We start from the raw sequence: 21,004 nt of genomic DNA, 5'->3' as shown, positions 1-21,004 counted from the left end.
TTGGAAGATATGAACAATGGCAATCACATGATTATCCGTAATCATCGGATTTCTGGAATTTCTTGGAACGAGCAAGAGGATGAACTTACGAGCTGGTTTAATGCGCTTCCGGAACGATTTCGAGAGGGTTATATTATGCCAGTAGCCAGCGGCTTCGGTGCTAACACCTTTACGACAGGTATGGGTTCCTTCACGCGTGAAGCCAATAACTTTCTCATAGCCAATTTAGCATCTAATTCAACTGTTGCTAATGATAGAACAGTATTTGCTCCGAATGGCGCTCATCGTGTTTTTGCTCTTTCTTTAGCTGATGTGGACCACTTGTCACGTACTGACGGCTTTAGGAACCCGGGAGAACGTGTAGCATTAGACGATGAGGTAGCGGTTGGACATTGGTGGCTACGAACCCCTGAGAGTGCTACTAATGCTTGGATTGTGGCTGGAGCTAGTGCTTTAGGTTGGGGTAATCTCACGTTTGACTTTGTTTCTTGGGGAGTCCGCCCCGCCCTCATCATCTACCAGTAAGCTCTACAGAAAACTAGCATGTATAGAGCAAAAATTAACAAAGCCTAAGCGCAGTGTATTGTCATTAATTTCTGCTATAATAAAGAAAAAAACGCAGGAGGTGTTTATGGTATATAAAGTTAATTTTAAAGAAGGACAGGTGGAAACGACAGGACTTGAAAGTTCACCTGTAGCAGAAAGCCTTGCAGGCTTACGCGCCAATGAAGCCCGTTATTTCTGGAATAAATATAAATTCGAATATATCACTTTTCCTGCTATGGAAAAGGAAAAAGAAGTCGCTTGGTTGAAAAAACTGCTGAAAGAGGAGCGCGATCTTGAGTTTTCATCTCCCATTTTGGAGGTCGCGATTTATGAAGACGAAGACATCTACTGGCCAGAGTTTTACTTTGAAGATGGCTTGGTCCTTAACGTTCTCTATGAGAAAACAGCTGAGGAAGGGAAGAAACCCAAACGTGCTGTCGGCTTCAAACTTTCTGCAGGGATGGAAATTCCACAAGAACTAGAAGGGAAATTCAAATTTGCCCGCCAACGCTCAAAACTTGCTGGCGAGATACGTGGGTCATTCTTTGTGTTGAAGCAAGAGTGGGTTTAATAAAAAAAGGAAATCTCTATTTGGAATTTCCTTTTTTTTTATGACGGTTACTTTAGCCGCATTCTGAAGTCCTATTTTATTGTTTAATCATAGTAATTACAACAACTGTTATACAAATAATATTACACACGTAATTTTGCCGTTGGTGCTAAGAGCGCAAGCTTTTGGAGCATTTTTAATAGATTTTTTTATAAAGATGGATGCATATCTTACTGTTTAGCATTAGAGTACTTGCTTCTTAATCTGCATATTAAATGATGAGTTAGAAATTTTGAGTGAAGTAAAAGATATTTTTTATAGAAATTTAGCTTCAGAAGCTTTGAGAAGTGGAAGTAGTGAAGGTGGCTGTGCGTTAAGAGAGTGGCAAATATATTTGGATAAAAATAATCTATGATTTTTTATTTATGAGGGTAATTAATGTTTGAACAAGTAAGCTTAATAGTAGATATATTATCTCTTTGCGCAACAATTTTTTTGACATTTTTAATTTATTATCTCCAGAAAAAGGATGAAAAAAAGCATGATAGGGAAAGAAATGAAGAACTAGCTCGAAACTTTATCATAGATAATCAGTCGGAAATAAATTTACTCCCATGGTGCATGGTAGCTTCAAACGTTAAAGATTTACCAGCTCTACAAGAATGGAAAAACAAAAAGAAATGCTCCCATCAAATATATTTAGAATTCGGTAAACAACCAGAAGGTGTAAAAAATGAAATATTGAGACAAGAAAACATTACCCTTAGACTCCCTGGAACGAGTGATTGGGTACCGAGTCTCATGACTACTTGTCTGCAGATGCTTTTGAGAGTGGATTATGTAGTACTAAAGATTGTTATTTATATAATGATGCAAAATATTTTCATAGAGGGCTTAGTGACTATGGTGAGACGAAATTGGAGGGAATGGTCAGAATAGAAATTCCTAATATTCCAGTAAAGGAATCACAAACACCTCTGGGAACTTATAAGCCAGCGTTTGACGATTATCTTGCTGAAGTTATAAATAAAAAATGTGGTGAAGAATCCAAGATAGCAGAAGATGCTCCTCCTCTGGATTTTGCTGACAAAGTATTTTCTAATAATACAAGAATGTTCTCACTATGTATGATGCAATTTGTAAGATTTTTTTCAATTTCTGTTTCTATCAGAAATAATAGGGATGACGAAGTTGTATCTAAAAATGGAAGAAAAGTATCAACTTATGAGGATTATTATTACGATACATTGTTGGAACTTTATTTAGCTTATCATCTAAGACAATAACAAAGAAAATAATCCATCCCCCTAGGATTATTTTTTTAATTACTCACAATTTCTTGCGAGGTCTGGTATTATTTTTCTTACTCTACTATTATTTTGACTGTCTTGACAAATAAAAATAGAAAATGATAGAATATTTTTCGGTTTTGTGCAATTTATAACAATTATAGTGAGAAAAGGATGATTATTATGGTTGTATACAAGAAATACGGAGAAACACTAAGAAAATTACGTAAACAAAGAAGATTTAAATTAACAGATTTTGAACATTTAGGGGTGTCACCAGCAGCTTTATCTAAGTTTGAAAATGGTAACTCTCTTTTAAAATTTGATAAATTAATCTTGATATTAGAGGAACTATCAGTTGGACTAATGTCAAATATTTAGACACAAAATGAGCTATATTTTCTTAAAATAGTTTTCTTCTTTCTGATTTGGAGTTAAACCATTGTTTGCGGAATGAGGATTATAGTTGTTATAAAACTGTTCGATGTATTCAAAGCAAGAGAGTTGAACTTCTTGAATGGAGTGATAAGTTCTTCTGTTTATTTCCCGTTGTTTGAGGTACTTGAAAAAGGCCTCAGTGACAGCATTATCATAAGGATATCCAGGTTTGGAGTAAGAAGCAAGCAATTGATGCTCATCTAATATTTTTCTAAAGGAAGCTGATTTAAATTGGCTACCTTGATCCGAATGAAAAATGATTGGTTCCTTAGGCTTCCTCTTATTTATAGCCATCCCTAATGTGTCACAGGCAAGTTTAGCATCAATCCTGTCACTTACTTTCCAAGCAATACATTTTCTAGAGTAGAGGTCAAGGATGGCGCAGAGATAAACATGCCGTCTATGTCCTATAGAAATATAAGTGAAATCAGTTGTCCATACTTGATTCGGGGACTTAGGATTAAATTCTTGTTTAAGGAGATTATCAGAAGAAAATGCAGGAGAGTGTTTTGATTTAACTCTAGGTTTAATCGTTGACATTTTAGGGAGTGTCATAGACTTTAGAAGTCTTAAGATACGCCCCTCAGAAATATTAACGCCATAATCACGCAGGAGAATAATTTTAAAAGCTCTCGTTCCAATTCTTTTCTTGGCTTTCATATAAATCTCAAGGAGTAATTTTCTCAAGCGTTGATTTTCTATTTCACGTTTTGAGGGCTTCTTGTTTATGAAGTTATAGTAGGTGGAACGATTGACATGTAAAACACGACAGAGCATAACTGTCGTGTGTTCAAATCGGAGTCTATAGACTGCTTTTAATCTCACTTGGAGTTTTGCATGAATATGGCACTTGCTTTTTTTAAGATAAGATTTTCTTCTTCGAGTTGGGCATTCCTTTTTTGTAATTCTTGAATCTGTTTAGCAGTCAAGACCGTATTATCTTCAAGACGAACTTGAGAGTACTGGTTGATCCATTTTGCAAGTGCAGAAGGGGAGACACCATAGTCTTTACAGAGTTCGGATTGAGTTTTACCTGTTTGGTAGAGATTAACGAGAGATTGCTTAAATTCCTCGTCGTAACGTTTAAAACCTGACATAAAAGTCCTTTCATTTTTGTGTCTTAATAGACAGATTATAACACACAATTTTCTGTCCACTTTTATAGTATAGCTCCAAAATGGGTTAGCTTCATTATTTAAAAATAAAGATTTTTCTAAATCCTGGGAAACAATGGAAAATAAAGACAACGAGATTTTATGAATATATGGATTATATTGAGAAACCATAATGACTTGATTTCAAAAAAGTTTTTTTGATAAAATAAATGTTGTGAGATAACTTCCTTTCCACTATATTTTAGATTGTTATCTTAGTAAGATTTAAATGATTGCAAAATCCATGAACCTTTACTTCGAGTTTTTAATATAATACAGAATAGTTATCTCACAGGAAGCCTCTTCAAAGTAAGAAGTTTTTTTGCGGCAAAATTATTTATTAATATAATTTGATTGACCTACCTTAAACGGTTGAAAGAAGGGATAAATTTTTGTTAAAATAAAAATACGGGATACAAATCTTCTTTATTTTTAATAAGTTTCATAGTATTGAATAGGTTATCCCATTGCTTATTTTGTTTAGTCTCTCTAATTAGGGAGGCTTTATTTTTTCTCTAAAAATAATAATAAAAGATTACTCTGTAAAAGGTAAAAGTAAAGTACCGAATAATAGCTAGCTAGATTTTTAAATCTGGGACAGCTATTATTCGGTACTTTCATTACTCCTTGATATTATAATGCATATTTTTTTCGCTTTAACAAATACTTTAAAATTTTTGTGAAAATGTAATGATATAAAAGACCATAGACAATACCCAATATATTAAGCAATATACGTAAGAAGATTGAAGTTTTTAGTCCAAATATTAATGTTGCTACAGTTATTGCTCCAATACAATTAAATATTGTTTTGTTTTGATAAGTTGCACAAAAACCCAAGCTGACTCCACCTAACATACCAAGAAAATTTGTAGGAATGACAAATAAGAGTATACCTGATAAAATTGAGCCTAAAATAACTCCTACAATACGTTCTTTTGCTCGGTTTGATATTTTAAATGTATCATATCCAGAAAATAGTGAAGAACAAGCAAAGGTTGCCCACATAAATCGATCTATATGAAGATAATTTCCTAAGACAAGCAATGAACTGATTCCTAAGGCATAGTAGAAAAACCAAATACTTTTCTTATTAAAATTAATACCTTCCTTTATGATATATGTAAAAGAAATATCTTCATTTAAAGACTTAAATTTTTTATAATATATTATAGAAAATAGTATATAAGTGAACAATAAGATAAAAAAGGAATGTAAGATTTGAGAAGTTGATGTATATTGAGTTGTTCCAATAAGATAAAGGTAGGAAAACGAGTATAATGCAGGATTTCCCATTTTAGGCTCTTTACCAGTAATCAAAAATAGCGATAATAAAATACTAAAATGGAATAGTAGTTGAATCGTTGCATAAGGTATTAAATAAATAAAAGGTGCTAACCAGAATAGAAATAGTACAAATCCTAAGCCAATTATAGATTGCTTTAGTTTATAGCCAAAAGGTACAAAGCGTAAATTTAATAAAATACAAAATAAAATAAGGGCAAGTGATGAAGTGTCCTTACTAAATAAAAAAGTTAGAGAAGTTATCCAAAAGATTGCAAACAAAACTATTAATATTGCTCTTAGTGATAAACAAAGCATAAATTTTATCTTCTTTTTTTTATCATCAGTATTATGGACTTTGTATTTTAATGTACTAGGGTCTAGCTGTAACAGTTGATAAAAGTTCATATATGATCTCCTATAGAATATTACTTAACAAAAAAATTTTGAAAAGAGAATAATAGCTATTTATTAAGTAAAGTATAATAGATAGTTTCCTATATTTTATCAGAATGTCTAATAGGAAATAATAACAATTTTACATTAGTAAATATTTTGGTATAACAAATAATAAGGTGTCTAGAATATTTTCTAGACACCTTATTATTTGTTCTGAAATTAATTAATATAATTGATTTTCTCACTATTGACCAAAGAAAATATTGATAATTTATCTGAATTTAAATCTTCCTTGTGCATATTAATTGCAGTGACTTGACTATTGTAGTAGGTAGTATAATAATAGATTCCTTTATCCATATTACAACATGAAGAGTATATGGTGTACTCGTATTCTTCGTTTCCTACATCGCAAAGCCCTTTCTGTTGCTCTACAGATTTTAAAATATGGAAGAATTGACTTACACTTTCTTCTTCTGTTTTTTCGATAGCAGCATTCAATTTAGTAAAAGCTACTTTAACAAATCTAGAAGATGAAGATAAATCTCCAGGTAAGCCCATTCCTCCCATTCCTCTGCTGTAAGCATCCATATTTATTTTATTAGAGAAGTTATTATCAGGAGTTTTAGTTGATAAAGAACGATAATTGTTTAAATTAAAGAGTTGGAAATCGAAAGGTGGATTATTTGTAAGTACTCCAACCGGATTATCAAAGATTTTCAAACCTTTAGCTGTAGATTCTACAACGATTGTTTCTTTAGTGTCTGAAATCATCCAGTGTAAAGGCGATAAAGGAAATGAGTCATTAAAATTTAAATCAATTAAATTTAAATCAGCTAACAGTTCTCTAGCTTCTAAAATATTTTTACATTTACCAAGAAGAAAAGGGATAAATTCAAAGGGCGTTATATTTGTTTTATTGTCAACAGTTGGAAAATAATAAGCATTTTCTGGAAAATTTAATCCAGCCATACTTAACCCGTATTCATTTGTTGCATCATAATATAAAGGATATCCATCTTCCACAATCCCAATTCCTATCATGGCATAATGTGAAAATAAGTCACTTTCTTTTCTAAAAACAAACGGAAAATTTCTGGGAGTGACAATAACACGTTCATTGTAAGATATTTCAAAATCAAAATTACGACCAAAATAATGGTCAGATGAAGTGTATGTTAAAGCAGTACACATAGTATTTACCTCCGTAATATAATTGTATAATTCTATTTTAAAATTCTAAAAAAAAAAAATCAAGAGATACAGTAAGAATTTTATAGTAATGTAATAATGAAGGATTTTATGGAAAAATATAGAGTTTCATATACTTAAATTCTATTATTCGATAATAAAAAAATATATATTGTGTGTATATGCGTATGGTTATTGGTATTAAACATTTGCTTATATTATAGTAGAATTCTATTCTTAGATAAATTGCAACATCTTCTGGAATTTTTAGTATACAATTCTATTTTACTCCCTTATTTTTGGTAAAGTTTATTATTATATTTAAGTTGTGTTAGAAAAATTTTCTATTTCTTTTTTAGGCTTTGGTAATCTCTTTCAACTTTCTCAAAGCTCCTTTTATATATTCTTAATCCAGGATAAGTTACTTTCTAAATTATGTATAACAAAAACTTTTCTCAAATCATTTTTTGTGTTAGTATGACATTGATAGTAAAATAAAAGGAAACCTGTAAATGAAAGATAGTAGCAAGATAAATGTATGGTATTTTATCCTTTGGATAATAATTGCTATAGGTGTATCAGTCGGAATATATTATTTTAATAGAACGTATTGGAGCTATACTATAAAAGTGGACAGAAAATTGTGTGTTATAATCTGTCTATTAAGACACAAAAATGAAAGGACTTTTATGTCAGGTTTTAAACGTTACGACGAGGAATTTAAGCAATCTCTCGTTAATCTCTACCAAACAGGTAAAACTCAATCCGAACTCTGTAAAGACTATGGTGTCTCCCCTTCTGCACTTGCAAAATGGATCAACCAGTACTCTCAAGTTCGTCTTGAAGATAATACAGTGTTGACTGCTAAACAGATTCAAGAATTGCAAAAACGCAATGCCCAACTAGAGGAAGAAAATCTTATTTTAAAAAAAGCGAGTGCCATATTCATGCAAAACTCGTGAGATTAAAAGCAGTCTATAGACTCCGATTTGAACACACGACAGTTATGCTCTGTCGTGTTTTACATGTCAATCGTTCCACCTACTATAATTTCATTAACAAAAGTCCTTCGAAGCGTGAAATAGAGAATCAATGCTTGAGAAAGACACTCCTTGATATTTATATGAAAGCTAAGAAAAGAATTGGAACTAGAGCTTTTAAAATCATTCTTCTACGTGATTATGGCATCAATATTTCGGAAGGGCGTATCTTACGACTTCTAAAGTCTATGACACTCCCTAAAATGTCAACGATTAAACCTCGGTTTAAATCAAAACACTCTCCTGTATTTTCTTCTGATAATCTCCTTAAACAAGATTTCAATCCTAAAGCTCCGAATCAAGTGTGGACAACTGATTTCACTTATATTTCTATAGGTTCTAAACGTCACGTGTACCTCTGTGCTATTCTTGACCTCTACTCTAGAAAATGTATCGCTTGGAAAGTAAGTGAGAGGATTGATGCCAGACTCGCCTGTGACACCCTTGAAATAGTTTTGAATAAGAGAAAGCCTAAGGAACCAATTATTTTTCATTCTGACCAAGGGAGCCAATTTAAATCGGCTTCTTTTAGGAAAATATTAGATGAGCACCAGTTACTTGCTTCTTATTCCAAACCTGGATATCCTTATAATATGCCGTGACTGAGGGCTTTCTCAAGTACCTTAAACAACGAGAAATTAATCGAAGAAGATTCTCCTCGATTCAGGAAGTGCAACTCTCTTGCTTTGAATACATCAATCAATTTTATAATAACTATAATCCTCATTCTGCAAACAATGGATTAACTCCAAATCAGAAGGAAGAGAACTTTTTTAAGAAAATATAGTTCATTTTCTGTCTAATTATTTGACATTAGTCCAATCTAGTACAATATCATTTTGAGAAACAATATTGGTTCCTTTTTTCATCTGGCATTAGGTCTTGATCTTGTGTAGGATCAGAATCTATTGTGTCCTCTTTAGACCATTTTAAGCATAATCATCTTCAAGCCTATCAATATCTAGTATTTTGATTACCTTTCCTCGACGCTCAATGAATCCCTTTTCTTCTAGTATTTTGAACTTACGAGAAATAGTTTCGGGAGTTGTTCCAATGAACGTTGCGAGATCTTTCATTTTCATTGGAATCGTAACAAGATTTGAATCTACTATTTTGACGAGTTGCAAAAGATAATTAGCGATTCGACTTTCAACATCTTCCATCATGAGAAATTGTGCTTGATATTGCATTTCCGCAGCTCTTCTCACGGTGGTTTCAAGTAATTTCAAACTTAGCTCGGGATATTTTAACAATAAATTTTTGAAATCTTGTTGTCGCAAAAAGCAAATTTTTGTTTCTTGTAATGTTTCGCCATAAAGATTCTCATTCACTACTCCAAACAAGGCGTCTTCACCTGCGTATCCACCAGGTTCAATTACACGTAGTAACTGCTCTTTACCAGCGCTAGAAAGCTGATATATCTTCAAAGTACCGTGCGCCACAATTGCGAGTTGAGGCACCGTAAAAGGGCTGATGACCGCTTCGCCCTTTTCAAAAGTCTTATGATGAACAACCTGCTCAACTTGCGCCAGTTCACTTTCTGAAAGTAAAGCAAATAGTGGGACAAGCTGTACACAGTGGTGTTCATCATGACTAAAATGATGTTCATACTTGCTCATTTTGGTAATTCTCCTTATCTTATTATCGCGCTAAAATTATAAAACTGCAAGCTTTGTTCAATTAAAGCCTACAGTTTCGTAAAAATTAATTGTCATTATCTTCATCTTCGTCATGAAAATCAGCAACAGCTTTACCCAAATCACCTGCCAAGTGACGAATAACTTGAAGATTGTAGCCGTAAAGTTCGACTACAACAGCCGCCAAAGCAAATTTTTCTTCTTTATTTGCTAGCTTAATTGCTCGCGTAATGAACATATTTTGTGCTTGAAAATCTGCAATGAAGCTTTCAAGTAGAGCTTCATCAGTCCAATATTTGGCTTTTGGATCCTCAGTAATGAACTTGTGATACTTTAAAAATTCTTCAGTTGTACTTGGTACAATCTCATTTTCGTCAAGAAGTAAATCCGAAATTTTAAAGAAATATTCATCTTCTTTTTTTGCAATTTCACGTAAATGCTCACACTTAACTGGGCTTTTCGCGTATATTCCTGCTTGAGTCAGTCGTACATTTTCAATGAACAAATTGGATAAGACATGTCCTAGCATCGCACCAGCCGTAGGCTTGTGGTGGTCAACCTCTGCTTTATCAAGTTCTTTAGCATATTTTTCATCAATCGTTAATTTAGTCATCAATTTTTTCCTTTATTCAATTTATAGTGCTGTCTTTACTGGTAGAAATCACACAACAGTTACTTTGCTACTTAAAACAGGGTACCCAAGTTTCTCAACCTTGCTGATAAGTTCATCAGCACTGACAACATTTTCGTCAAATTCTGCTTTAACTTTTGATGCATTGAAAAGCACTTTTGCATTTGCTACACCCTTAGTTGTAGTCATTGCTCCTTCGATTTTTGTCATGCAAGATGGGCAGCTCAATTCATTGAGTTTCATAATTACTTTTGACATAAGATTCACCTCTTTCTCTTTCTTTATAAATTAATTATAACTCGTTAGTACTAGCAAAAAATTGATATCTATCAAGAATATCAATTTTATTTTTTTATCTACAAAATAATAAAGTTTCTCGAGTCTCTTTTTTAACGCTGAATAACCTTCTATGAGGAGCGCAATCAGCACCAGTTAGAGTCTGCCGAGATAGTCAGCAGTACGCTGTTTAAATCAATCCCTAATTTTGCCTGTATGAGATTTAAAAGAGCAAAACCATTAGTGATTTTTTTAAAACATCCATCGTACATAAGATGTTTGAAGTGTTCTGAAAACGCTATGTCCCCTCCTACCTGACAATCTTCCTATCTAGCAAATGTGTGTGTGTCCTTTTTAAATAATTGTCATTTGGAACTTCCTATCTATTTTTATAAAAAAGTTATATTGAGATAGGTATCAAAGCTTTTAAACAAGTTCAAATCCCTAACGTGCTACATTGCTTGCGATAGTTTCTCTCATAACCTCAAATTCAGTGTCTTATTGAACCTCCCTATTAGTAAGGAAAACTTTAATTGTAAAGATTCTAGAAGCAATCGAAAATGTCTCGATGATTTTATCAAATCATTTTTGATAAAATCATTATAAACTTTATTGATATCAAAAAAATGATTCCTTTCAAAAAAAGAAAACAAATAGCGTAAATTTTGGTTTGTTTCCATTCTTCTATTTCTCTCGATACCTAATCAGTCGCATGCCATTGACAATGACGATAAGGATACTGGCTTCGTGGACGAACATACCTGTGCCCATGTTGACAAAACTAGGTACTAATCCTGTACCTCCAAGAATTAGACCAGCCAGTAAAAAGAGCACAACTACAATCGCAATCACAATATTTTGTGTCATGTTGGCAACCGTGCGTTTACTCAAACCATATGCATGGACAAGTTCGTCAAAACTGGATTTCATTAGCACGATATCGGACGTTTCAATCGCAGTATCAGTACCAGAACCCATTGCAATACCTATATTAGCAAGTGCCAAGCTAGGGGAATCGTTGACACCATCACCGATAAAAGCAATTTTTTTACCAGAGTTTTTGAGTGATTTGACAACTTCAGCTTTTTCCTCAGGCATGAGATTGGCACGTACTTCATCAATATCGAGTTGAGAAGCGACTGCTTTAGCTGTTGTCTCGTTGTCTCCAGTCAGCATAATCATACGAGAAATACCTTCGTGGCGTATTTCTTCGAGGGCTTCTTTGACACCAGAACGCATTTCGTCTGCGATACCATAAACCAGTTGTAATCTGTTATCAGCTGCAACCAAAACAACTGATGCACCAGAATTAGTAATTTCTGCGATGTCCTGTTTCTGCTCGGGAGAAATCGTGATGTGGTTAGCCACCATCATTTTTTCATTACCAATCAATAGGTCGTCTGCGATGATCCCCTGTCCTTTAACAACGTCCGTTTTTGCAAATTTGACAGGATTGAATTCTCCAATCATGCGTACAACAGCTGTTGCTAATGGGTGATCGGATTCATTTTCTGCTGAAGCAACTGCATCAATCAATTCTTTTGAAGCACCATAATTTTTGACGACAACAACTTCTGTATTGCCTTTCGTCAGAGTACCCGTTTTATCAAACAGAAGCGTGTCAATATGACTGAAGGTATTCATAACATCACCTCCCTTAATAAGGACACCTCTTTTTGCACCATTACCGATTCCTGCAACATTTGAAACAGGCGCACCAATCACGAGGGCACCAGGACAACCGAGTACGAGAATCGTGATGGCTAGCTCTAGATTATGACTAAAAACCCAAGCAATAGCTGCAATAACAAGTACCGCTGGCGTGTAATACTTAGCAAAGCGGTCGATGAATTTCTCAGCAGGAGATTTGGTATCTTGGGCTTCTTCAACCAGTTCAATGATTTTACCAAAAGTTGTATCTTCGCCAACTTTTTCTGCTTCTACGTAAATTGTACCATTTTCTAAGATAGAACCTGCAAAAACCTTAGCACCAGTTTCCTTTCTGATTTCACGTGATTCACCTGTGATGCTGGCTTCGTTGACATAGCCAGACCCTTGGTAAATATGACCATCAACAGGAACTTGACGTCCTGTTTTTACTAAAAGTTTATCACCAATTTCAACTTCATCAATATCTATTTCTTCGCCATCAGCAGATAGGGCTGCACTGGGTGCCATATTCGTGAGTTCTTTGATACTAGATCGCGTTTTTTGAAGCGTTTTTTTCTCTAAAAATCCACCGAAAGCAAAGAGAAAAGTGACAATTGCTGATTCTTCGTATTCACCGATGAACAGAGCACCGATAACTGCAATAGAAACTAGCAGGTCAATCGAAATTTGTTTCACTTTGATTGCTTGATAGGCATGAATTGCAACAGGTATAAAACCGATAATACTTGCAATAATCATTGTCGAATTCCAAATCCATATTTGATTTACACCATATTTACCAAGGTATCCGAGTACAATGAGAATGGCTGAGAGGATAACCAAGTGATTACTGTGTTGTTGAAGTTGTTTTTGAAAGTTCAGTGTTATTTTTGCCATATTTTCTACTTCCTTTGATTTTCTTTATGATACTAGTATAGCGCTGCCCTTACTGATAAAAATTGACAACTATCAAGAAAATAAAAAAATTATACTATTTTACATGTTTCCTATATATAAGACTTAATATTGTATTTGGAATATAGCAAAAAAGAATAAAACGATTGAAAAAAGTCATATAATAAAGAAAAAGGACTTGCTGCAAACAAGTCCAATATAGCCGAGTAAAAATCGGTAGCAGTATTTAGTTCGAGAACTGTTAATTAGCCAAAGTTGATATGACCCTAAAAATATAGACTTAAGAACCTATAAATTTGGAGGTCATTTTTCTTGTCAAAATATTCCATTGAGTCTAAATTAAAAGTAGTTCTTGAATATCTAGAAGGCAAGACTGGGGCAACGTTTCTTGCAAGAAAATATAATATCCCCTCATCAGGACTCCTTAGAAGTTGGATATGGAAGTACAAATCTGAAGGAGCTGCAGCTTTTCAGAAAAAGGTTAAACAAAATTATGCTTATAGCAAAGTTTTTAAAGAGTGAAAAATTATTAAGACTATTGGGTTCAGGTAAAATATTTCTATTAATGTAAAAGTTTTTAATACTGTACATGTCGTAATCTTCGTCAATTACAGACTACTCTGTGTTATCAATTAAATAATTTTCTATAATAAATAATGCTTGGTACAGATAACCCTTTAGATTGTCTTTATTTATTCCTCGGATAAAATGAAGAAATCATTGAATAGTTTGCCTTCAATTTTATATTCTGGAATCATAAGTTTATCTGAAATTTTTTGTAAGATATTTATCATCATCTCCTGATTTTACTTTAAATATATACTATTTATTAATATATCGATAAATAGTTGTTCTCGAAACACCCCAAGACTCCGCAATATTCTTTATTGGTGTTCCACTATCTACAAGTGTTTTAAGTAGCTCTATATCTTTCTCAGAGAATTTCTCAGGTCGACCACCTAATCTTCCTCTAGCACGTGCTGCAGCTCTCCCCGCAGCCGAGCGTTCAAGAATAAGGTTACGTTCAAACTCCGCAAATGCTGCAAATAAATGAAACATAAGCTGTCCAGTAGAACTTGATTTGTCCATCGTGATATTTTCTTGCAAACTATGGAAACTTACTCCTTTATCGTTTAGTGAGTTGACTATGCTGATTAAATCCTCCATATTTCTTCCCAATCGATCCAATCGCCAAACGACAATTGTGTCTCCGGGCCGAGAAAATTCTATTGCTGATTTTAACCCTGGTCTATCTTTTTTACTTCCAGACATGTGATCAGTAAATATTTTCTCACAGTCATATTTTCCAAGACTGTCTTTTTGTAAATCTAAATTTTGTAGTCCAGTTGAAACTCGTGCATATCCAATATTCAAATTTCTGTACCTCCGTTAGTTTAATTGTACCATAACTTAAAACAATATATATAAATGGACATAGATTAAATCATGGGTTAATGAACACAAAATATAAAAGATATTGACGAAAATTGTAGAAAATAAAAAGTGTCCAGAAAATGGACATTTTATGGACACAATATAAAAAAAGAAAAACAATTATTAACGCTTTTCTTTTTTATGTCTAATTATTTGATAATAGTCCATACGTTTGTTACTCTAAAAACTAGACTTAACGTCAATATTGTATCAGATTTATACTTATAAATTTACAAAATAAAAGGTTACATATTATCAATATAGTAACCTTTATTTTATATATTTGATGTTCACGATATTCAACTTTATCATTTTATAGATTGTTAAGCTATTGCATATTATAAAACATTAATTATCATTTCGGAAATAATCTATCAAAATTTTGTCAAAATCTAGCCCTTTTATCACTAAACTGATTACATCTTTAATTTCTTTCCACATTTAAAGTCCTATAAATCTAAATCCCATCGTTCTTCTAAAACTGGAGTTCCCCACTCTGTATTTTCATGAGTATCAGTCATTTTGAAACCATTTTTTGCGTATAAATGTCGAGCTGGTTTTAGTGTGCTAAAAGTCCATAGGTAAACTTTTTTATAATTTTTTTCTTTACAAAAATCAATTGCCTTTTTAACAAGTTGATTTCCTCCACCCATTCCTCTTAAAGAAGAATCAATAAAGAAAAATCTCAATTGTGCAATTTCATCATCCACATGAGTTATCGCTATACACCCTAAAGCTTGTCCTTGATTTTCTAAAATATATATACAATCTTTTTCTTTATTAAATTCTTTTACTAACGCACCCACACCATCTTTAATATATGATTTCCACTCATCAGTATCAAATCCATATTCAACCTCATAGAGTTTAATCTGGTTATTAATAACAAAATCTAAATCGTCATTGGTAAAATTCCGAATTTTTAAAGATTTTGTTGCTTTAGTTAAATGTTTTTTAATTGTATCCATTGATTTACTAACCTCCTCACACTCTTCAAGTGTTAATGATTTTAAAATATTTTCTATTTGTAGATTTGATTTTTTTATTAATTCTTCTGTAAGATTTAAACCTTCAGAAGTTAAGGATATTAAACTAGCTCTGCTATCTTCAAGGGATGGAGATTTCTCTATTAGTTTTTTCTTTTCAAATTTTCGTATTATTCTACTCATATATCCTTTATCAACACTCAGCCTTGATGTTAAAGTAATTGCCGTACATTGAATCAATTCATGTATTTCAAATAATATTCGTGCTTCTGTTAAAGAAAATTCAGATTCTAAAATATTTTTATCTATTAGTCCAAGAATATTAGTATAAAATCGATTAAAACTGCGGATATGGTCTGTTATTGTATCTGTCAATGAGCCCTCCTTTTTTAGTTGATTTTGTCAACTAAAAACATTATATTATTATAAGTTGACTTTGTCAACTATGTTGATTTAATAACTTATATATCACAAAAAATAAAATAATATGTTTAGTTCTATAATTAATTTCTACAAGTTAAAACTTTAAATATCTATGATTAAGGTATTTATCCACATCTTATTCAAAAATATTTGTTTTATATTATCAGAAACAGCAATGATTCTTATTTAAACTTATAAAAAAACTACTAGCCTTTTTAAGTTTAGTAGTTTTCTTGTTCTTTAAGCTATCACCCTTTATTTGGTTAAATTATTTTGGTATAATAAATGTACCAAAGAAAAAAGACCTGCTGTAACAGGTCTAATGTAGCCGTTTTAAGAACGGTAGCAAACATTTATGTTATTAAAAATAACGTCAACGGGCTAAAGTTGATGTGACCCCCAAAAGTTAGACCAAAAATCTAACATTTGGAGGTCTTTTATTATGACAAAATACTCGCCAGAGTTTAAACTAAAAATTGTAAGGGAATATTTAAAAGGAAAGCAATTTCAGCAGGATGTGATTATTGTAGCTGTGGGCTACTATCTTCGTTATAACCTTAGCTATCGTGAAGTTCAAGAAATCTTATATGATCGTGGCATTAACGTTTCTCATACGACGATTTATCGTTGGGTGCAAGAATATGGCAAACTACTCTATCAAATTTGGAAAAAGAAAAATAAAAAATCCTTTTATTCATGGAAAATGGATGAAACGTACATCAAAATTAAAGGAAAATGGCATTATTTGTATCGAGCCATCGATGCAGATGGTTTAACCTTGGATATTTGGTTACGTAAAAAACGGGACACACAAGCAGCCTATGCTTTTCTTAAGCGGTTAGTGAAGCAGTTTGATGAACCGAAGGTTGTAGTCACAGATAAAGCCCCCTCTATTACAAGTGCCTTTAAGAAACTAAAAGAATACGGCTTTTATCAAGGGACAGAACATCGTACCATTAAATACCTGAATAATTTGATTGAACAAGACCATCGTCCAGTAAAGAGACGCAATAAATTCTATCGAAGTTTACGCACTGCCTCTACCACGATTAAAGGTATGGAAGCCATCCGAGGATTATATAAGAAAACCCGAAAAGAAGGCACTCTCTTCGGGTTTTCGGTCTGTACTGAAATCAAGGTATTATTGGGAATCCCAGCTTAAATCATAGATACCGTAAGGGATTTTATTCTTTATTTAAAACTTTGCAACAGAACCAAAAGAAGTAATCAAAATTGTTAGAAGTGCGTATTCAGAAAACTATCAAGGGGCTAATAGGGAATACATTACCATTCTTTGCAAAGCTTGGGTATCAAGTGACTTAACAAGTAAAGAGTTATTTGTCCGTCAAGGGTGGTTTAAATTCAAGAAAAAAAGAAGCGAACGTCAACGTGTTCATTTGTCAGAATGGAAAGAAGATTTAATGGCTTATATTAGCGAAAAAAGCGCGATAGATAAGCCTTATTTGGTGACGACCAAAAAAGAGATTAGAGAAGCGTTAGGCATTCCTGAACGGACATTAGATAAATTGCTGAAGGTACTGAAGGCGAATCAGGAAATTTTCTTTAAGATTAAACCAGGAAGAAATGGTGGCATTCAACTTGCTAGTGTTAAATCATTGTTGCTATCGATCATTAAAGTAAAAAAAGAAGAAAAAGAAAGCTATATAAAGGCGCTGACAAATTCTTTTGACTTAGAGCATACATTCATTCAAGAGACTTTAAACAAGCTAGCAGAACGCCCTAAAACGGACACACAACTCGATTTGTTTAGCTATGATACAGGCTGAAAATAAAACCCGCACTATGCCATTACATTTATATCTATGATACGTGTTTGTTTTTTCTTTGCTGTTTAGTGAATGATTAGCAGAAATATACAGAGTAAGATTTTAATTAATTATTAGGGGGAGAAGGAGAGAGTAGCCCGAAAACTTTTAGTTGGCTTGGACTGAACGAAGTGAGGGAAAGGCTACTAAAACGTCGAGGGGCAGTGAGAGCGAAGCGAACACTTGATTTTTTAAGTTGCTATCATTTATAGGTCAATAGAGTATACTTATTTGTCCTAATATGGTTTTAGCAGTATAATTGACTTGGTGAATAGGTCATTTAAGTTGGGCATAATAGGAGGAGTAAAATGAAAAAATTTATTTATCGAGTTTTAGAAAATGACGAAGTGGTGGCTATTTTTAATGAGCAACAATATGCGCAAGATTTTATCGCTTACGAAAAGACAATTTCTGATAAGCAATTTGAAATTGAAAAAGTAGATATAGCTGATTGGTTATTGCAACCGAGAGAATTTTAGAGGTTGGTTGAAAATGGCTAAAATTGGTTATGCACGTGTCAGTAGCAAAGAACAGAACTTAGATAGACAACTGAAAGCGTTAGAGGGCGTTTCTAAGGTCTTTTCAGACAAATTAAGCGGTCAATCGGTCGAACGCCCACAATTACAAGCTATGCTTAACTATATTCGTGAAGGGGATATAGTTGTTGTTACTGAATTAGATCGATTAGGACGAAATAATAAAGAATTAACAGAATTGATGAATCAAATTCAAATTAAGGGGGCAACCCTGGAAGTCTTAAATTTACCCTCAATGAATGGTATTGAAGATGAAAATTTAAGACGGCTGATTAATAATTTAGTGATTGAATTGTATAAGTACCAAGCAGAATCAGAACGAAAAAAAATTAAGGAACGTCAGGCACAAGGAATCGAAATTGCTAAGAAAAAAGGCAAATTCAAAGGTCGTCAGCATAAATTTAAAGAAAATGATCCACGTTTAAAGCATGCTTTCGATTTGTTTTTGAATGGTTTATCCGATAAAGAAGTTGAAGAACAAACTGGAATCAATCGCCGAACGTTTAGAAGGTATCGAGCAAGATATAACGTGACAGTCGATCAAAGAAAAAACAATGAAAAGAGGGATAGTTAATGAGTACGGTTATTTTAGCTGAAAAACCAAGCCAGGCATTAGCCTACGCAAGTGCTTTAAAACAAAGCACCAAAAAAGACGGTTATTTTGAGATCAAAGACCCACTATTTACAGATGAAACGTTTATCACCTTTGGTTTTGGGCATTTAGTGGAATTAGCAGAACCAGGTCATTATGACGAAAAGTGGCAAAATTGGAAACTTGAATCTTTGCCGATTTTTCCTGATCGATACGATTTTGAAGTTGCAAAAGATAAGGGAAAGCAGTTTAAAATTGTTGCAGAACTTCTCAAAAAGGCAAATACAATTATTGTTGCAACAGATAGCGACAGAGAAGGTGAAAATATCGCCTGGTCGATTATCCATAAAGCAAATGCCTTTTCAAAAGATAAAACATTTAAAAGACTATGGATCAATAGCTTAGAAAAAGATGTAATCCGAAGCGGTTTTCAAAATTTGCAACCTGGAATGAATTACTATCCCTTTTATCAAGAAGCGCAAACACGCCAAATTGCCGATTGGTTGATCGGCATGAACGCAAGCCCTTTGTATACGTTAAATTTACAACAGAAGGGCGTACAAGGTACATTTTCACTAGGACGTGTTCAAACGCCCACCTTATACCTTATTTTTCAGCGCCAGGAAGCCATAGAGAATTTTAAAAAAGAACCTTTTTTCGAGGTGGAAGCTAGTATAAAAGTAAACCAAGGGTCGTTTAAGGGCGTTCTAAGCCCCACACAGCGTTTTAAAACCCAAGAGGAGCTTTTAGCTTTTGTTTCTTCTAAACAAGCTAAAATAGGCAATCAAGAGGGGATAATTGCTGATGTTCAAACCAAAGAGAAGAAAACGAATAGTCCGAGTTTGTTTTCTTTAAGTAGTTTGCAATCAAAAGTCAATCAGCTTTATAAAGCGACAGCGAGCCAAACTTTAAAAGCTATGCAAGGACTGTATGAAGCAAAATTATTGAGTTATCCAAGAACAGATACACCATTTATTACAGAGAACGAATTTGCTTATTTAAAAGCGAATTTTGGCAAATATAGCGGTTTTTTAGGACTTGATCTTGAAATGGTTCAAACAGAGCCTAGAAAGCGTTATGTGGACGGTAGTAAGGTACAGGAACACCACGCCATTATCCCAACAAAACAAGTACCTAACGAATCTGTATTAGCGAAAATGGACGATTTACAACGAAAAATATATGCTTTAGTCGTTAAAACGACCGTTGCCATGTTTTTACCTGATTACTTGTATGAAGAAACCAAGATACAAACGAAAGTAGCTGATTTGCTGTTTCAATCGATCGGAAAGACACCAAAGCAAGAAGGGTGGAAAATTCTTTTCAAACAACAAACCAAAGAAGAAAAAGAGGACGTTCAAACGTTACCACTCGTTATCATTGGCGAACGTGCCGAAGTTGGTGTTAAGAGTGTTGAAAAAGAAACGCAACCGCCAAAAGCTTTTACAGAGGGTACATTATTAACTGCTATGAAAACGGCGAATAAAACGGTTGATGATGAAGAAGCAATCAAGATTTTACAAGAAGTTGAGGGGATTGGAACAGAAGCGACAAGAGCAAGTATTATTGAAGCGTTAAAACAAAAAGAATATATCCAAGTGATTAAGAATAAGCTTGTTGTAACTGAAAAAGGAAAATTATTGTGCCAGGCAGTTGAAAGTCAGCACCTTTTAACGAGTGCTGAAATGACGGCTAAATGGGAAACGTATTTAAAAAAAATCGGTAAAAGAGAAGGCAATCAAGAGAACTTTATTACGAATATCAAAAAATTCATTGTTCATTTACTGGAAGCTGTACCTAACGATATAGAAAAACTAAATTTTTCTGATTACCAGGAACAGAAAGAAAAAGAAGCAGAAAAAAGTATTGTAGGAAAATGTCCTAAGTGTGGCAACAATATTGTATTAAAAAAATCGTTTTATGGTTGTTCAAATTATCCTGAATGTAAGTTTACTTTAGCTGAACATTTTAGAAAGAAAAAACTAACCAAAACGAATGTAAAAGAATTACTGGAGGGAAAAGAAACCCTGGTAAAAGGAATCAAAAACAAAGAGAAAAAGCCCTACAATGCCGTTGTAAAAATTGGGGAAAAGGGATATATTGATTTTATCTCTTTTTCAAAATAAACATAAAAGCCCTTTAAAGAGGGCTTTTATATATTAATCACAAATCACTTATCACAAATCACAAGTGATTTGTGATTGTTG

The 21,004-nt window shown here is 33.3% G+C and carries 20 protein-coding genes and 2 pseudogenes; 13 read left to right on the top strand and 9 right to left on the bottom strand.

Features of this window, described 5'->3' with window-relative positions:
• Window positions 1-9: 9 nt before the first annotated feature.
• The 6 genes from P3G65_RS08120 to P3G65_RS08095 all read left to right on the top strand — a co-directional run bounded on the left by P3G65_RS08120 (window position 10) and on the right by P3G65_RS08095 (window position 2,766).
• Window positions 10-525, top strand: a complete 516-nt coding sequence (locus P3G65_RS08120; protein WP_029346096.1) for a DUF6273 domain-containing protein — start codon at window positions 10-12, stop codon at window positions 523-525.
• A gap of 106 nt (window positions 526-631) precedes the next feature.
• Complete coding sequence (locus P3G65_RS08115) at window positions 632-1,117, top strand: hypothetical protein (protein ID WP_019291580.1); 486 nt, start codon at window positions 632-634, stop codon at window positions 1,115-1,117.
• A gap of 271 nt (window positions 1,118-1,388) precedes the next feature.
• On the top strand, window positions 1,389-1,511 hold the full coding sequence (locus P3G65_RS08110) for a hypothetical protein (protein ID WP_258175758.1): 123 nt from the start codon (window positions 1,389-1,391) through the stop codon (window positions 1,509-1,511).
• Between the two features lie 23 nt (window positions 1,512-1,534).
• Window positions 1,535-2,035 carry a hypothetical protein gene (locus P3G65_RS08105; RefSeq protein ID WP_019291579.1) on the top strand — a complete coding sequence of 167 codons (501 nt, stop codon included), beginning with the start codon at window positions 1,535-1,537 and terminating at the stop codon, window positions 2,033-2,035.
• On the top strand, window positions 2,023-2,382 hold the full coding sequence (locus P3G65_RS08100; RefSeq protein WP_019291578.1) for a hypothetical protein: 360 nt from the start codon (window positions 2,023-2,025) through the stop codon (window positions 2,380-2,382). Before P3G65_RS08105 ends, P3G65_RS08100 begins: the two co-directional genes overlap by 13 nt.
• A 186-nt stretch (window positions 2,383-2,568) precedes the next feature.
• Window positions 2,569-2,766 carry a helix-turn-helix domain-containing protein gene (locus P3G65_RS08095; RefSeq protein ID WP_040087131.1) on the top strand — a complete coding sequence of 66 codons (198 nt, stop codon included), beginning with the start codon at window positions 2,569-2,571 and terminating at the stop codon, window positions 2,764-2,766.
• Here P3G65_RS08095 and P3G65_RS08090 read toward each other — a convergent pair.
• From P3G65_RS08090 to bsh, 3 genes and pseudogenes are all read right to left on the bottom strand, one after another.
• Window positions 2,763-3,920 (bottom strand): annotated as a pseudogene (locus P3G65_RS08090) (IS3 family transposase). The gene P3G65_RS08095 and the pseudogene P3G65_RS08090 sit on opposite strands and share 4 nt — an antisense overlap.
• A gap of 690 nt (window positions 3,921-4,610) precedes the next feature.
• A complete protein-coding gene (locus tag P3G65_RS08085) occupies window positions 4,611-5,669 on the bottom strand; it encodes an FUSC family protein (RefSeq protein WP_019335403.1) in 1,059 nt (352 codons plus the stop codon).
• Between the two features lie 210 nt (window positions 5,670-5,879).
• Window positions 5,880-6,854 (bottom strand): choloylglycine hydrolase, encoded by a 975-nt coding sequence (gene bsh, locus P3G65_RS08080; RefSeq protein ID WP_019291978.1) that lies wholly within the window; start codon window positions 6,852-6,854, stop codon window positions 5,880-5,882.
• A 686-nt stretch (window positions 6,855-7,540) separates the two neighbouring features.
• Between bsh and P3G65_RS08075 the strand changes: the two are divergent.
• Window positions 7,541-8,694: pseudogene (locus P3G65_RS08075) on the top strand (IS3 family transposase).
• A gap of 126 nt (window positions 8,695-8,820) precedes the next feature.
• Here P3G65_RS08075 and P3G65_RS08070 read toward each other — a convergent pair.
• From P3G65_RS08070 to P3G65_RS08055, 4 genes are all read right to left on the bottom strand, one after another.
• On the bottom strand, window positions 8,821-9,510 hold the full coding sequence (locus tag P3G65_RS08070) for a Crp/Fnr family transcriptional regulator (RefSeq protein WP_019291977.1): 690 nt from the start codon (window positions 9,508-9,510) through the stop codon (window positions 8,821-8,823).
• An 85-nt stretch (window positions 9,511-9,595) separates the two neighbouring features.
• A complete protein-coding gene (locus P3G65_RS08065) occupies window positions 9,596-10,141 on the bottom strand; it encodes a DNA-binding protein (RefSeq protein WP_019335408.1) in 546 nt (181 codons plus the stop codon).
• Window positions 10,142-10,189: 48 nt separating this feature from the next.
• Window positions 10,190-10,417, bottom strand: coding sequence for a heavy-metal-associated domain-containing protein (locus P3G65_RS08060; protein ID WP_019335409.1), 228 nt, complete (start codon window positions 10,415-10,417; stop codon window positions 10,190-10,192).
• Window positions 10,418-11,119: 702 nt separating this feature from the next.
• On the bottom strand, window positions 11,120-12,982 hold the full coding sequence (locus P3G65_RS08055; protein WP_107106245.1) for a heavy metal translocating P-type ATPase: 1,863 nt from the start codon (window positions 12,980-12,982) through the stop codon (window positions 11,120-11,122).
• Between the two features lie 330 nt (window positions 12,983-13,312).
• Between P3G65_RS08055 and P3G65_RS08050 the strand changes: the two genes are divergently transcribed.
• Window positions 13,313-13,522: a transposase gene (locus P3G65_RS08050; RefSeq protein WP_019291974.1), complete on the top strand. Its 210-nt coding sequence runs from the start codon at window positions 13,313-13,315 to the stop codon at window positions 13,520-13,522.
• A gap of 300 nt (window positions 13,523-13,822) precedes the next feature.
• Here the strand turns inward: P3G65_RS08050 and P3G65_RS08045 are convergent, their stop codons facing one another.
• Together P3G65_RS08045 and P3G65_RS08040 are read right to left on the bottom strand one after the other, a co-directional pair.
• Window positions 13,823-14,374 (bottom strand): recombinase family protein, encoded by a 552-nt coding sequence (locus P3G65_RS08045; RefSeq protein ID WP_011997527.1) that lies wholly within the window; start codon window positions 14,372-14,374, stop codon window positions 13,823-13,825.
• Between the two features lie 509 nt (window positions 14,375-14,883).
• Entirely contained in the window at window positions 14,884-15,795 is a 912-nt protein-coding gene (locus tag P3G65_RS08040; RefSeq protein ID WP_060416617.1) for a helix-turn-helix domain-containing GNAT family N-acetyltransferase, read from the bottom strand.
• A 490-nt stretch (window positions 15,796-16,285) separates the two neighbouring features.
• Between P3G65_RS08040 and P3G65_RS08035 the strand changes: the two genes are divergently transcribed.
• The 5 genes from P3G65_RS08035 to P3G65_RS08015 all read left to right on the top strand — a co-directional run bounded on the left by P3G65_RS08035 (window position 16,286) and on the right by P3G65_RS08015 (window position 20,923).
• Window positions 16,286-17,005 carry an IS6-like element IS1216 family transposase gene (locus P3G65_RS08035; protein WP_060416618.1) on the top strand — a complete coding sequence of 240 codons (720 nt, stop codon included), beginning with the start codon at window positions 16,286-16,288 and terminating at the stop codon, window positions 17,003-17,005.
• A 235-nt stretch (window positions 17,006-17,240) separates the two neighbouring features.
• Window positions 17,241-17,630, top strand: a complete 390-nt coding sequence (locus P3G65_RS08030) for a hypothetical protein (RefSeq protein ID WP_233274486.1) — start codon at window positions 17,241-17,243, stop codon at window positions 17,628-17,630.
• 347 nt (window positions 17,631-17,977) lie between these two features.
• Window positions 17,978-18,148 (top strand): hypothetical protein, encoded by a 171-nt coding sequence (locus tag P3G65_RS08025; protein ID WP_000713595.1) that lies wholly within the window; start codon window positions 17,978-17,980, stop codon window positions 18,146-18,148.
• 13 nt (window positions 18,149-18,161) lie between these two features.
• Window positions 18,162-18,779, top strand: a complete 618-nt coding sequence (locus P3G65_RS08020; protein WP_284071151.1) for a recombinase family protein — start codon at window positions 18,162-18,164, stop codon at window positions 18,777-18,779.
• Window positions 18,779-20,923 (top strand): type IA DNA topoisomerase, encoded by a 2,145-nt coding sequence (locus P3G65_RS08015; protein WP_002343776.1) that lies wholly within the window; start codon window positions 18,779-18,781, stop codon window positions 20,921-20,923. The genes P3G65_RS08020 and P3G65_RS08015 overlap by 1 nt, the downstream gene beginning before the upstream one ends.
• Window positions 20,924-21,004 lie beyond the last annotated feature (81 nt).

This window comes from Lactococcus sp. bn62 (genome assembly GCF_029492705.2).
Taxonomy (GTDB): domain Bacteria; phylum Bacillota; class Bacilli; order Lactobacillales; family Streptococcaceae; genus Lactococcus; species Lactococcus petauri.
Note: the sequence above shows the minus strand (reverse complement) of the source record. Positions and strands in the feature narration are given on the sequence as shown.

Bases quoted from the DNA above. Each gene is read 5' to 3' on its own strand.
- P3G65_RS08120 (WP_029346096.1), top strand. From the start codon at position 10: ATGAACAATGGCAATCACATGATTATCCGTAATCATCGGATTTCTGGA.
- P3G65_RS08115 (WP_019291580.1), top strand. From the start codon at position 632: ATGGTATATAAAGTTAATTTTAAAGAAGGACAGGTGGAAACGACAGGA.
- P3G65_RS08105 (WP_019291579.1), top strand. From the start codon at position 1,535: ATGTTTGAACAAGTAAGCTTAATAGTAGATATATTATCTCTTTGCGCA.
- P3G65_RS08100 (WP_019291578.1), top strand. From the start codon at position 2,023: ATGGTCAGAATAGAAATTCCTAATATTCCAGTAAAGGAATCACAAACA.
- P3G65_RS08095 (WP_040087131.1), top strand. From the start codon at position 2,569: ATGGTTGTATACAAGAAATACGGAGAAACACTAAGAAAATTACGTAAA.
- P3G65_RS08085 (WP_019335403.1), bottom strand. From the start codon at position 5,669: ATGAACTTTTATCAACTGTTACAGCTAGACCCTAGTACATTAAAATAC.
- bsh (WP_019291978.1), bottom strand. From the start codon at position 6,854: ATGTGTACTGCTTTAACATACACTTCATCTGACCATTATTTTGGTCGT.
- P3G65_RS08070 (WP_019291977.1), bottom strand. From the start codon at position 9,510: ATGAGCAAGTATGAACATCATTTTAGTCATGATGAACACCACTGTGTA.
- P3G65_RS08065 (WP_019335408.1), bottom strand. From the start codon at position 10,141: ATGACTAAATTAACGATTGATGAAAAATATGCTAAAGAACTTGATAAA.
- P3G65_RS08060 (WP_019335409.1), bottom strand. From the start codon at position 10,417: ATGTCAAAAGTAATTATGAAACTCAATGAATTGAGCTGCCCATCTTGC.
- P3G65_RS08055 (WP_107106245.1), bottom strand. From the start codon at position 12,982: ATGGCAAAAATAACACTGAACTTTCAAAAACAACTTCAACAACACAGT.
- P3G65_RS08035 (WP_060416618.1), top strand. From the start codon at position 16,286: ATGACAAAATACTCGCCAGAGTTTAAACTAAAAATTGTAAGGGAATAT.
- P3G65_RS08025 (WP_000713595.1), top strand. From the start codon at position 17,978: ATGAAAAAATTTATTTATCGAGTTTTAGAAAATGACGAAGTGGTGGCT.
- P3G65_RS08020 (WP_284071151.1), top strand. From the start codon at position 18,162: ATGGCTAAAATTGGTTATGCACGTGTCAGTAGCAAAGAACAGAACTTA.
- P3G65_RS08015 (WP_002343776.1), top strand. From the start codon at position 18,779: ATGAGTACGGTTATTTTAGCTGAAAAACCAAGCCAGGCATTAGCCTAC.